Consider the following 12,410-nt stretch of genomic DNA (forward strand, 5'->3'; position numbering starts at 1 on the left):
AGGTCTCGTAGGTGCCCTGCACGATGCCCTGGCTGCCGATATAGATCCAGGACCCCGCGGTCATCTGGCCGTACATCATCAGGCCCTGGCGATCGAGCTCGTTGAAATGGTCGAGCGTTGCCCAATGCGGCACGATGTTGGAGTTCGCGATCAGCACGCGCGGCGCATCGGCATGGGTGCGGAACACGCCGACCGGCTTGCCGGACTGGACCAGCAGCGTCTGGTCGGCTTCGAGCTTGCGTAAGGCCGCAACGATCCGGTCAAAGCTCTCCCAGTCGCGCGCGGCGCGGCCGATGCCGCCATAGACCACGAGCTCGCTCGGGCGCTCCGCGACATCAGGATCGAGGTTGTTCATGAGCATGCGCAGCGGCGCTTCCGTCAGCCAGCTCTTGGCGCTGATGTCGCTGCCGCGGGGCGCACGGATGGTGCGGTCATTGTCCAGTCGGCGGTTCATGCGGGCACCTCTTTAGGCAAGTCGCGGAAATGGGTCAGTTGGAAGCATGGTGAGCGCCACGCTCGGCAGCGCATCGGCCTCGATCAGTGCAGCGGCCCTGGCGAGATCGCCGGCCATGTAGCGGTCCGCACCGAGCGCCGGCACCTGCTCGCGCAATGCGGCGATGACGGCAACGAGCGGCGCGCTGGTCGCATGCGGCGCGCGCAGCGTGATGCCTTGGGCGGCAACCAGGAGCTCGATGCCGAGGATGGCGGCGAGATTGTCGGCCATGTCGCACAGGCGGCGCGCGGCGTGTGCGGCCATCGAGACATGGTCCTCCTGGTTGGCGCTGGTCGGCGTCGAATCGATCGAGCAGGCTGCCGCGCGCTGCTTGTTCTCAGCATAGAGCGCGGCGGCCGTCACCTCGGCGATCATGAAGCCGGAATTGATGCCGGGATCTGGGGTGAGGAATGGCGGCAGGCCGAAATTCAGGGCGGGATCGACCAGCGTCGCAATGCGCCGCTCGCTGATCGCGCCGATTTCCGACAGCGCCAGCGCGAGCGCGTCGGCGGCAAAGGCCACAGGCTCGGCGTGAAAATTGCCGCCGGAAACGATCTCGCCGGTTTCGACCAGCACCAGCGGATTGTCGGTGACGGCGTTGGCTTCGACAATCAATGTGCGCGCGGCCTGCGTGATCAGGTCGAGTGCGGCGCCTGCAACCTGCGGCTGGCAGCGCAGGCAATATGGGTCCTGCACGCGCTCGTCGCCTTCGAGATGCGACAGACGAATGTCGCTGCCATCCAGCAGCGCCATCAACGTTGCGGCCGCGGCGATCTGCCCGGCATGACCGCGCAGCGCCTGGATTTCGGGACGGAACGGCGCCGTCGAGGCCATCGCCGCATCGACCGACAATGCGCCGGTGACGAGCGCAGCGCGAGCCAGACCGAAGGCGCGCAGCACGCCGGCAATAGCGTAGGCGGTCGAGAATTGCGTGCCGTTGATCAGCGCGAGCCCCTCCTTGGGGCCGAGCGTCAGCGGCGCGAGGCCGGCCGCGGCGAGCGCTTCACCGCCGGACACGGTTTTCCCGTCGACGATCGCCTGCCCCTCACCGATCATCACCGCCGTCATGTGCGCGAGCGGCGCAAGATCGCCGGAGGCGCCGACCGAGCCCTGCTGCGGCACCAGCGGCGTGACGCCCCGCGCTAGCATGGCCTGCAACTGCTCGATTACCGCGCGGCGCACGCCGGAAGCGCCGCGCCCGAGCGAGACGATCTTCAACGCCATCATCAGCCGCACGATCGGCTCGGGCGTGGCTGGCCCGACGCCGCAGCAATGCGACACGATCAGATTGCGCTGGAGCAGCGCGGTCTGATCGGGCGGAATGCGCTTCGAGGCGAGCTTCCCGAAGCCGGTGTTGATGCCATAGACGGGAGCGTCGGCTTGCGCGGCCCTTGCAACGATTTCGGCTGCCGCCTCGACGCGTGGCCAGAACGACGGATCGAGCACGACGGAAGCGCCTTCCAGCACGCGCGCGAGATCGTCGAGGCTGACCGCTCCCGGCTTGACGACGATCGCGGTGCCCTGCTCCGTCACTGGCCCCTCCACACCCGGCGATGCAGCGGATTGAAGCCGATGCGATAAACAAGCTCGGCTGGACGCTCGATGTCCCAGATCGCGAGGTCGCACCATTTCCCGGCTTCCAGCGTGCCGGTTTCATCGAGCACGCCCAGCGCCCGCGCGCCCTCGCGGGTGATTCCGGCGAGGCATTCGGCGACCGTCATCCGGAACAGGGTCGCGCCCATGTTCATCGTGAGCAGGAGCGAGGTCAGCGGTGAGCTGCCGGGATTGCAATCGGTCGCGAGCGCCATGGAAACGCCGTGGCTGCGGAACGCCTCGACCGGCGGCTTCTGCGTCTCGCGGATGAAGTAGAATGCGCCGGGCAGCAGCACCGCCACCGTGCCGGCCTTCGCCATCGCGGCGGCGCCGGCTTCGTCGGTATGCTCGAGATGATCGGCCGACAGCGCCGAGAATCTTGCAGCGAGCGCAGCACCGCCGAGGTTCGACAGCTGGTCGGCATGAAGCTTGACCGGCAGCCCCAGCTCCCTCGCCGTCTCGAACACCCGCGCAGTCTGCTCCGCCGAGAACGCGATGCCCTCCATGAAGGCATCGACGGCGTCGGCAAGACCGGCCTTCGCAACGGCTGGCAGCATCTCCTTGCAGACGAGATCGATATAGCGATCCTTGTCAACCTCCGCCTCCACCGGCAGGGCATGCGCCCCGAGGAAGGAGGTGCGGATCGCAACCGGCCGCTGGCGACTGATGCTGCGCGCGGCCGCGAGCTGTCGCATCTCGGTCTCGGTGTCGAGGCCGTAGCCAGACTTGACCTCGACCGTGGTTGCGCCCTCGCCGATCAGCGCATCGAGCCGCGGCAACGCACTCGCGACGAGATCGGCCTCGCTCGCCTTGCGGGTCGCCGCCACCGTGGAGACGATGCCGCCGCCGGCGCGCGCGATCTCCTCGTAGCTCGCGCCCTTCAGGCGCAGCTCGAACTCGTGCGCGCGGTTGCCGCCATAGACGAGATGGGTGTGGCAGTCGACGAGGCCGGGCGTGATCCAGCGTCCCTCGCAATCGGTCCGTTCCGCCGCATCGGCATCCGCCGGAAAATCGGCCTGCGCACCGGCATAGACGATACGTCCGCCGCGCGCGGCGATCAGGCCCCGCCCGATCTCGCCGAGATCGGGCCGGTCGGCCCGCATCGTGGCAAGCCGGGCATTGTGCCAGATCCGGTCGAAGCGCTCTGCCATGCAACGGTCCCTTCGCGTGGGATGCTTGACTTATATGTCTAGACATATAATCGTGGGACCGTTCTGTCCAGCCGGCGTGTAATCATGACCCGACTGCATTTCGCCTCCGCGCTCCTGCCCTCGGGCTGGGCCAATGACGTGCAGGTGGTGATCACCGCCGGCGCGATCGCGGCGGTGTCCGCGGGTGTGCAGCCGGCCGCCGGCGACGAGCGCCACGCCATCGCGCTTCCGGGACTTGCGAGCCTGCACAGTCACGCGTTCCAGCGCGGCATGGCGGGCCTTGCTGAGCTGCGCGGCAATTCCACCGACACGTTCTGGACCTGGCGCGAGACGATGTATCGCTTCGCCCTCGCAATGACGCCCGATGACGTCGCCGCCGTTGCGACTCTCCTCTATGTCGAGATGCTCGAACAGGGATTTACCCGCGTCGGCGAATTCCATTATCTGCACCACGATCGCGACGGCTCGCACTATGCCGATCCCGCCGAGACGGCCGCGCGCATCGCGCAGGCAGCCGAAGCCTCCGGCATTGCCCTGACGCTGCTGCCGAGTTTCTATGCGCACGGCTCCTTCGGCGGCGCAGCGCCTCATGACGGCCAACGCCGCTTCATCTGCTCGGTCGATCAGTTCGCGGCATTGATGGCTGCGTCGCGCAAGGCGATCAGCGCATTGCCCGACGCCAATATCGGCATCGCGCCGCACAGCCTGCGCGCGGTGACGCCACACGAGCTTGCGGCGATCATTCCGCTTGCCGACGGCGGGCCGGTGCATATCCACGCCGCAGAGCAGGTGAAGGAAGTCGAGGACTGCCTTGCCTGGTCGGGACGGCGCCCGGTGCAATGGCTGCTGGAGCACGCGCCCCTCGACCGGCGCTGGTGCCTTATCCACGCGACTCACACGACGGACGAGGAAGTCGCCGCGTTCGCGAAGACCGGGGCGGTGGCGGGCCTCTGCCCTGTCACCGAAGCGAGTCTCGGCGATGGCACCTTCCCGGCGCGCGAATTTCTCGGCGCCGGCGGTGCGTTCGGCGTGGGCACTGATTCCAACGTCCTGGTCGGGGTCGCCGACGAATTGCGCCAGCTCGAATATGGCCAGCGGCTGAAGCATCGCGAGCGCAACGTGCTCTCCAGCGGCGCGGGCCGTTCCACCGGTCGCACATTATTCGACCATGCTCTTGCGGGCGGCGCGCAAGCGCTGGCACAGCCGACAGTCGGCCTCGCCGCGGGCGCGCGGGCCGACATCGTCACGCTCGACACGGCGCATCCTTCGCTATCGGGGCGCGCCGGCGACGCAGCCATCGACGGCTGGATCTTTGCCGCGAGCAGTGGCGCGATCGATTGCGTCTGGGCCGGCGGCCACAAGGTCGTCGAAGGCGGCCGGCACAAATTGCGTCAGGGGGCGCGCGAACGCTTCAACGCGACGGTGCGGAGGCTCCTCGCATGAGCCTTGCGACCGATGCCGCCGACAAGCCGACGCTCTATAAGCGCATCCGCGCCGACATCGAGACGCGCATCCTGACCGGCGAATGGCCGCCGGGGCATCGCATTCCGTTCGAGCATGAGCTGGTGGCCCGTTACGGCTGCTCGCGCATGACCGTCAACAAGGCGTTGTCGGAGCTCGCGCAGGCCGATTTGATCGAGCGGCGGCGGCGGGCCGGCTCTTTCGTGCGCCGGCCGCAGCATCAGTCGGCCGTGCTCAAGATCGCCGACATCCGCGCCGAGATCACCGCACTGGGGCGCGGCTACGGCTACGAGTTGATCGGTCGCAAGCTGCGGGCTGCGACTGCCGCCGACCGTGACCGTCTCGGCGTGAAAAAGGCCGGCAAGGTGGTCGCGATTACCTGCCGGCACAGCGCCGACAAAGTGCCTTTTGCGGTCGAGGACAGGCTGATTGATCTGTCCTCGGTGCCGGAGGCCGCAACCGCGGATTTCGCACGCGAACCGCCGGGGTCGTGGCTGCTTCACCATGTCCCGTGGACGGAGGCCGAGCACACCATCAGCGCCATCGTCGCCGACGATCGCACGGCGGATGCGCTCGCGATCGCCGTCGGCGCGCCCTGCCTCGTGATCGACCGCTACACCTGGCGCAGCGCACGCACCATCACTGCCGTGCGCCTGCTCTATCCCGGTGACTCTCACCGCCTTGTCGCGCGATTCAAGGGAGGCTGAGAGGATATGTCGGCACAAATCGTGCAACGCTTCGGGCAACGGTCCATCTGGACCGACAATGATCAACAGGACGTCAATCCATCGATCGGCAAGAGGACGACAATCATGCGTAGTTCGACGATATTTGCGACAATCATTGCTATTTCGGCCTCCACTCCCGTGCTCGCCGACGACGTCAAGGTCGGAATCGGCATCTCCGGGTGGACCGGCTTCGCGCCGCTGACGCTGGCGAAGGAGGCTGGCATCTTCAAGAAGAACGGTCTCGACGTCACCATCAAGAAAATTCCGCAGAAGGACCGCCACCTCGCGATCGCGTCCGGCGACATCCAGTGTGCGGCGACCACGGTCGAGACCTGGATCTCCTGGAACGCCAACGGCGTTGCGACCAAGCAGATCTTCCAGCTCGACAAGAGCTTTGGCGCCGACGGCATGGCCGTGCGCAACGACGTCGCCGCGATCAAGGACCTGAAGGGCAAGGCCGTCGCCGCCTCCGCGCCCGGCACCTCGCCTTATTTCGCGCTGGCCTGGATGCTCAAGAAGAACGGCCTCACCGTGAAGGACGTCACCGTCGTCAACCTCGAGCCGGCCGCCGCCGCGCAGGCCTTCGTCTCCGGCCAGAACGATGCGGCGATGACCTATGAGCCTTACCTCTCGACCGTGCGCGCCGCGCCCGACAAGGGCAAGATCATCGCCACCACGCTGGACTATCCGATGGTCATGGACACCTTCGGCTGCACGCCGAAATTCCTGACGGAGAATCCCAAGGCCGCCAAGGCGCTCGCCGACAGCTATTTCGAGGCGCTCGACATGATCGCCAAGGACCAGGCCAAGGCCTACGAGATCATGGGCGCCGACGTGAAGCAGAGCGGCGAGCAATTCGGCAACTCGGCGAAATATCTGCGCTGGCAGGACAAGGCCGCGAACCAGAAGTTCTTCGCCGGCGACTTCCTGACCTTCAACAAGGAGGCTGCCGAGCTGCTGCTCGAGATCGGCATCATCAAGGCCGCACCAAAGGTCGAGGATCTCTTCGACGCCGGCTTCATCAAGTAACTTCTTCTAGCGCTGCCGGTCCCGTCTTGCGGCGGGGCCGGCATTTCTCTTCATCGCCCGGATAGACAGTTTGATGCGTCCCCTGGACCCTGTTACATCGAAGCAGCGCGTGGCCTACGGCCTTGCGTTCTTCGTGGTGTTCGTCGCCCTCTGGTCGTGGGCGACCTTCGGCGGCTATGTGTCGAAGACCTTTCTCGCCAACCCGCTGACCATGGTGCAGGAAGGCTATGACCTCTTGGCCAAGCAGGGGTTTGTGTTCGACATCGGCATGACGATCTGGCGCGTCGTCGGCGGCTTTGCGCTCGCAGCGATCATCGCAGTGCCGCTCGGCGTTCTCATGGGCGCCTACAAGCCGGTCGAAGCCTTCCTCGAACCGTTCGTCTCCTTCGCGCGCTATCTGCCCGCCTCCGCGTTTATTCCGCTTCTGATCCTGTGGGCCGGCATCGGCGAACTGCAGAAGCTCCTCGTCATCTTCATCGGCTCGGTATTCCAGGTCATCCTGATGGTCGCCGTGACCGTCGGCGCAACGCGGCGCGATCTGGTCGAGGCGGCCTATACGTTGGGGGCCCGCGACCGCGGCATCATCCGCCGCGTGCTGCTGCCCTCCTCCGCACCCGAGATCGCAGAGATCCTGCGGCTGGTGCTCGGCTGGGCCTGGACCTATGTCATCGTCGCCGAGCTGATCGGCTCGTCCTCCGGCATCGGTCACATGATCACCGACAGCCAGGCGCTGCTCAACACCGGACAGATCATCTTCGGCATCATCGTGATCGGGCTGATCGGCCTGCTCTCGGACTTCATGTTCAAGGCGTTCAACGCCTGGCTGTTTCCGTGGAGGCTCGCATGACGATCCTCAAGGTCGAACAGGTCTCGCGCACCTTCCCCGCGCGCCACGGCAACGCGCCGACCAGGGCGCTGGAGCCGACCGATCTCGTCATCGGCAACAACGATTTCGTCACCATCCTCGGCCCTTCCGGCTGCGGCAAGTCCACGCTGCTGCGCATCGTCGCGGGCCTCGACCGTCCGACCAGCGGCCGCGTCACGCTCGACGGGCGCGAGGTCACCGGCCCCGGCGCGGATCGGGGCATGGTGTTCCAATCCTACACGCTGTTTCCCTGGCTCACCGTGCGCGAGAACATCGCCTTCGGCCTGCGCGAGCGCGGCGTGTCGCAGGACGAACGCTACAGGATCGCCGACGCCTTCATCCGCCAGGTCGGATTGTCCGGCTTCGAGAATCACTGGCCCAAGCAACTCTCCGGCGGCATGCAGCAGCGCACGGCGATTGCCCGCGCGCTTGCCAACGATCCCAAGATCCTGCTGCTCGACGAGCCCTTCGGCGCGCTGGATAACCAGACCCGCGCATTGATGCAGGAGATGCTGCTCGGGATCTGGGAGCGCGACCAGAAGACCGTGTTGTTCGTGACCCACGACATCGAGGAAGCCATCTTCCTCGGCAGCCGCGTCATCGTCATGAGCGCGCGCCCCGGCCGTATCAAGGCCGAGATCACAGTGGACCTGCCCCATCCGCGCTCCTACAAGATCAAGACCACGCCGGAATTCGTCCAGCTCAAGGAACGGCTGGTCGAGGAGATCCGCACCGAGGCGCTGAAGGTTACTGAGCATGCCTGACACCAAGCCGCGCGCCGATGGCCAGCGCGTCCTCGCCGACCTCAACGCACTCCGTGCCATCGGCACCTACAAGACCGGCGTGCACAAGCCGACCTTCTCCGAGCCGCATAAGGAGTCGCTGGATTGGCTGGTTCAGAAGCTGCCCGGCGCCGGTCTTACCGCTGCGATCGACGGCATCGGCAATGTGTTCGGCACCAGCGCCAAGTCCGGGCCGAAACTGCTGGCTGGCTCGCATCTGGAGAGCCAGAACTACGCCGGCTGGCTCGATGGCCCGCTCGGCGTCGTCTATGCGCTCGAGGCGGCGCGCGTGCTCAATGCCGATCCGACCGTCAAAGGCGCCGTCGAAGTCGTCGCCTGGTGCGACGAGGAAGGGCATTTCGGCAGCTTCCTCGGCTCGCGTTCCTATGTCGGCCAGGTGACTGAAGCCGAGATCGACGCCGCGCGCGACCGCACCAGCGGCCGCACCATGCGCGATGCCCTCGCCGAGATCGGGCTCTCCGGTCGCGAGCGCCTCGGCGTCGAGCCGGGCCGCCACGTCGGATATCTCGAGGCCCATATCGAACAGGGCGACACGCTCGAAAGCGGCAAGCTCGCGATCGGCGTCGTCACCTCCATCGTCGGCATCTGGCAATACCGTATCAATTTCACCGGTGAACAGAATCACGCCGGGACCACGCGCATGGCCGTGCGCAAGGATGCCGGGCTGGCGCTGGCCAAATTCTGCGTCGCGATCGACCAGCGTTTTCCTGACACCTGCGGTCCGCGCACGGTCTGGACCACCGGGCGCATCACGCTCGATCCCGGCGCGCCGAGCATCATTCCGGGTGGAGCGGAGATGCTGTTCCAGATCCGCGATGACGATCCGGCCGTCATTGCCCGGCTGGAGCAGTTGCTGCGAACAATGGCGGACGAGGCCAGCGCGAACGGTCCCTGCACCGTGACCGTCGAGAAGATTCGCACCGGTGCGCCTGCCATGATGAATCCCAGCTTTCAGGACGCAATCGACGCCGCGAGCAAGGCGCTGGCCGGTGGACGATCCATTCGCATGCCCAGCGGCGCCGGCCACGACGCGCAGATGCTGGCAACCGTCATGCCCGCCGCCATGCTGTTCGTGCCTTCGATCGGCGGCATCAGCCATCACTGGACTGAAGACACCGCCGACGCCGATATCGTCACCGGCGCGGAGGTGTACGTCGAAGCCTGCCGGCGGATTCTTGCGGGCTGACGCCCTTTTTTGGGCATGATCTTTCGGAAAACCGCGCCACACTTTTCCGGATCATGCTCTAGAACGACGTCCCTCCTCCGAACCTGAACTCCTGGACGACGTCATATTTGCCCTTCGTGATCGGCACGGCGTAGTCGAAGCGCAGCGGCCCGAACGGGGAGGCCCAGATCAGGCCGACGCCGACCGACGACCGCACCGTGTTGCCGTCGTCATATTGCAATCCGCAGGTCGGGCACGCCTTGGTGTTGACTTCGCCCGTGGCCGACCACGAGGTCGGCCCCTGATAGCCCCAGAGCGATCCGGCGTCGGCATAGACCGCGCCCTTCAGGCCGACCTCCTTCGGCAGGAACCAGAACGGCATCTGCAATTCCGCGGACGCGCCCCAATATTTTGTGCCACCGAGCGCATCGCCACTGGCGCCGAGGCTCCAATAGGTGATGTCGCGTGGACCGATACCGTTCGAAGCGAAGCCGCGCACCAGGCTCGGGCCCATCTGGAAGTGATCCAGCATGCGCAGGTCCTGATCGCCGAGCTTGCCGAGGAGGCCGCCCTGGAGATGGATCACGCTGACGATCTCGGAGACGAGCGGCGTGTAGTATTTGGCGTCCAGCGCGGTCTTCAAATAGGTGACGTCGCCGCCGACCCCGGCGAAATCCTGTCGGAAGTCGACCAGCAATCCGTCCGTCGGGTTCTTGGTGTTGTCGAGTGTGTTGTAACTCAACGTGTAGCCGAGCGCCGAGGTCCAGGTCGCTCCGTTCGCCAGTTCTTTCCGGACCGGCAGGCTCGACTCGCCATCGCCGTAGCAGCCGTAGCCATAGACCCCCGAGCTCGTGGAATTGGTCGGGTCGACGCCGCCCAGGACGTTCTGGATGTAGGACGGCGTCGGGTTGTAGGCGAGCGAAGCGTTGGACGCGTTGTTGTTGCAGTTGTTGTAGGCGCTGGCGAGCGAGATGCTCTGCTGATAGAGCGAATAGCGGAGCTGGAGCGAAAGGTCCTCCCGCAATGCAAGGCCAATGCGCGGGGAGAAGCCGAGCGTGGTCACGCCGTAGCTCGTATAGCTGTTCGACTTCTGCTGCTTCCAATATGTGTCGAACCCCAGCGCCATCCGGTAGTCGAGCAGATAGGGCTCGACGAAGGACAGCGATATGCCGCGTGAATACTGGCCATAGCTGACCGAGGCCTTGCCGTAGAGACCGCGGCCGAGCAGGTTGCGCTCGGAGATCGAGACTTCGGCGAGTGCTCCGTCGGTGGTGGAGTAGCCGCCCGAGATCGAGAAGTCGCCGGTCGATTTCTCCTCCATGTCGACGATCAGGACCACGCGGTCGCTGGAGGAGCCGGGCTCGGTGACGATCTTGACGCTCTTGAAGTAGTCGAGGTTCTTCAGCCGCCGCTCGGCGCGGTCGACCAGCGCGCGGTTGTAGGCATCGCCCTCGGAGAGATCGAATTCGCGGCGGATCACGTAATCGCGCGTGCGGGTGTTGCCGCGCAGGTTGATGCGCTCGATATAGCTCCGCGGGCCTTCGTCGACGTTGAACACGACGGAGACGGTGTGCGCCTCGAAATTGCGGTCGCCGCCGGGCCGAACCACGGCAAAGGCATAGCCGCGGCGCGAGGCCTCGATCTGCATCTCTTCGGTCGACTTCTCGACCAATTCGACGTTGTAGAGCGAGCCGGCACTGACGCGCGAATAGCTGCGGAGCGAGCCCGCGTCGAAATTGGGAATGCCGGAGCGGAAATCGACGGAGCCGATGCGATATTGGGCACCTTCCTCGATCTTGAAGGTGACCAGAAAGCCCTTCTTATCCGGATCGTATTCGGTGAGCGCGGCCACGACCTGGACGTCGGCGAATCCGTTCTTGAGGTAGAAGCGGCGAATCAGGTCGCGGTCGGCCTCGACGCGATCGGGGTCGTAGATGTCGTTGCTGCCGAGGAAGCTGAGCAAATTGCTCTCGCGCGTCTTGATGACGTCGCGCAGGCGGGAGGCCGAGAAGGCGCTGTTGCCGACGAACTCGACCGACTTCACCGAGGTCTTGGCGCCCTCCTCGACCGTGAAGACGAGATCGACACGGTTGTTCGGCAGCTCGATGATTTCAGGGGTAACGCGGACGTCGTAGCGGCCGGAGCGCCGGTAGATTTCGGCAATGCGCAGGGTGTCGGATTGCACCAGCGCGCGCGAGAACGTCCCGCGCGGCTTGGACTGGATTTCCGCCGAGAGCTGCTCGTCCTTGATCTTCTTGTTGCCCTCGAAGGCGATGCGGCCGATCACGGCATTCTCCACCACCGACACCACGATGCGGCCGCCCGCCTGGCTGATCTTCACATCCTGAAACAGGCCCGTCGTGATGAGCGCCTTGAGCCCGTCGTCGATGGCGGATTGATCGAGACGCCCGCCGGGGCCCGGCCTGAAGTAGGAGCGGACCGTCTCGGCCTCCACCCGGCGATTGCCTTCGACGACGATCGTCTCCGCCGCCTGCGCGGCCGCCGGCTGCGGCAGCAGTGCAAGCGGAAGCGAACTCGCAATCGATACAGCACTCATCGCCACGGCGATCAGCCAGGTCCGCAAAAACGGCATTCCACACCTCAGCAGCACTTCACATGCCCTGAAGACGGGAGCTCTGTGGCCGCGGTGTGGCTTTGAGATTTCCGCATTGTTTCTACGCGTTGAATTTCGTGCGGGCGGCCGGTCGCGCCGCGGCGTTCATGTCCCGGACAAGCTGCAACGCGCAGCGTTGCGGCGCAGCGCCGGGACCCAGGGCAACACGGCGAGACGCGGCGAGATGGGCCCCGGCTCTGCAGCGCACCGCACCGGACGATGCTTCGCATCGCCGGGAGCGCTGCGCTGCAGAGCCGGGGCACGAGAGCGGAGTGCGGCGCCCGGTCTCTCCACCGTCATTGCGATGCTCCAATGCACATCCCAGCGTGCAGTGTCGTAGGGTGGGCAAAGGCGCACAGCGCCGTGCCCACCAATTCAATTGCGGTGCGAGGATGGTGGGCACGCTGCGCTTTGCCCACCCTACGATATCGAGTTTGTGGCACGCAGCTCAGCTCGCAAACACACCTTCGCGGCCTCGCGGCGGATTTCGCCCGAGCTTTGCTTCAAC

At 65.7% G+C, this 12,410-nt stretch carries 9 protein-coding genes and 1 pseudogene; 6 read left to right on the plus strand and 4 right to left on the minus strand.

Features of this window, described 5'->3' with window-relative positions; genetic code table 11:
* From IC66_RS0123565 to hutI, 3 genes and pseudogenes are all read right to left on the minus strand, one after another.
* Nucleotides 1-454: pseudogene (locus IC66_RS0123565) on the minus strand (urocanate hydratase); the annotation flags it as partial.
* 12 nt (nt 455-466) lie between these two features.
* A complete protein-coding gene (gene hutH, locus IC66_RS0123570) occupies nt 467-2,026 on the minus strand; it encodes a histidine ammonia-lyase (protein WP_038949247.1) in 1,560 nt (519 codons plus the stop codon).
* Nucleotides 2,023-3,237: an imidazolonepropionase gene (hutI, locus tag IC66_RS0123575; protein WP_038949248.1), complete on the minus strand. Its 1,215-nt coding sequence runs from the start codon at nt 3,235-3,237 to the stop codon at nt 2,023-2,025. Before hutI ends, hutH begins: the two co-directional genes overlap by 4 nt.
* Nucleotides 3,238-3,321: 84 nt before the next feature.
* Here hutI and IC66_RS0123580 point away from each other — a divergent pair, with 84 nt between their 5' ends.
* The 6 genes from IC66_RS0123580 to IC66_RS0123605 all read left to right on the plus strand — a co-directional run bounded on the left by IC66_RS0123580 (nt 3,322) and on the right by IC66_RS0123605 (nt 9,309).
* Nucleotides 3,322-4,680, plus strand: coding sequence for a formimidoylglutamate deiminase (locus tag IC66_RS0123580; protein WP_038949249.1), 1,359 nt, complete (start codon nt 3,322-3,324; stop codon nt 4,678-4,680).
* Nucleotides 4,677-5,405, plus strand: a complete 729-nt coding sequence (hutC, locus tag IC66_RS0123585) for a histidine utilization repressor (RefSeq protein ID WP_028142736.1) — start codon at nt 4,677-4,679, stop codon at nt 5,403-5,405. The genes IC66_RS0123580 and hutC overlap by 4 nt, the downstream gene beginning before the upstream one ends.
* 105 nt (nt 5,406-5,510) lie before the next feature.
* On the plus strand, nt 5,511-6,455 hold the full coding sequence (locus IC66_RS0123590) for an ABC transporter substrate-binding protein (protein ID WP_038949250.1): 945 nt from the start codon (nt 5,511-5,513) through the stop codon (nt 6,453-6,455).
* Between the two features lie 73 nt (nt 6,456-6,528).
* A complete protein-coding gene (locus IC66_RS0123595; RefSeq protein ID WP_028142738.1) occupies nt 6,529-7,302 on the plus strand; it encodes an ABC transporter permease in 774 nt (257 codons plus the stop codon).
* The gene (locus IC66_RS0123600; RefSeq protein WP_028142739.1) at nt 7,299-8,084 is read left to right on the plus strand and encodes an ABC transporter ATP-binding protein; all 786 of its coding nucleotides are present in this window, start codon (nt 7,299-7,301) and stop codon (nt 8,082-8,084) included. Before IC66_RS0123595 ends, IC66_RS0123600 begins: the two co-directional genes overlap by 4 nt.
* Nucleotides 8,077-9,309 carry a Zn-dependent hydrolase gene (locus IC66_RS0123605; protein ID WP_028142740.1) on the plus strand — a complete coding sequence of 411 codons (1,233 nt, stop codon included), beginning with the start codon at nt 8,077-8,079 and terminating at the stop codon, nt 9,307-9,309. The genes IC66_RS0123600 and IC66_RS0123605 overlap by 8 nt, the downstream gene beginning before the upstream one ends.
* Nucleotides 9,310-9,367: 58 nt before the next feature.
* Here IC66_RS0123605 and bamA read toward each other — a convergent pair whose 3' ends face one another.
* On the minus strand, nt 9,368-11,881 hold the full coding sequence (gene bamA, locus IC66_RS0123610; protein WP_038949251.1) for an outer membrane protein assembly factor BamA: 2,514 nt from the start codon (nt 11,879-11,881) through the stop codon (nt 9,368-9,370).
* Between the last annotated feature and the right edge of the window lie 529 nt (nt 11,882-12,410).

It is taken from the genome of Bradyrhizobium genomosp. III (assembly GCF_000261705.1).
Lineage (GTDB): Bacteria > Pseudomonadota > Alphaproteobacteria > Rhizobiales > Xanthobacteraceae > Bradyrhizobium > Bradyrhizobium ottawaense.

Bases quoted from the DNA above. Each gene is read 5' to 3' on its own strand.
- IC66_RS0123590 (WP_038949250.1), top strand. From the start codon at position 5,511: ATGCGTAGTTCGACGATATTTGCGACAATCATTGCTATTTCGGCCTCC.
- bamA (WP_038949251.1), bottom strand. From the start codon at position 11,881: ATGCCGTTTTTGCGGACCTGGCTGATCGCCGTGGCGATGAGTGCTGTA.
- IC66_RS0123580 (WP_038949249.1), top strand. From the start codon at position 3,322: ATGACCCGACTGCATTTCGCCTCCGCGCTCCTGCCCTCGGGCTGGGCC.
- hutC (WP_028142736.1), top strand. From the start codon at position 4,677: ATGAGCCTTGCGACCGATGCCGCCGACAAGCCGACGCTCTATAAGCGC.
- IC66_RS0123600 (WP_028142739.1), top strand. From the start codon at position 7,299: ATGACGATCCTCAAGGTCGAACAGGTCTCGCGCACCTTCCCCGCGCGC.
- IC66_RS0123595 (WP_028142738.1), top strand. From the start codon at position 6,529: ATGCGTCCCCTGGACCCTGTTACATCGAAGCAGCGCGTGGCCTACGGC.
- hutI (WP_038949248.1), bottom strand. From the start codon at position 3,237: ATGGCAGAGCGCTTCGACCGGATCTGGCACAATGCCCGGCTTGCCACG.
- IC66_RS0123605 (WP_028142740.1), top strand. From the start codon at position 8,077: ATGCCTGACACCAAGCCGCGCGCCGATGGCCAGCGCGTCCTCGCCGAC.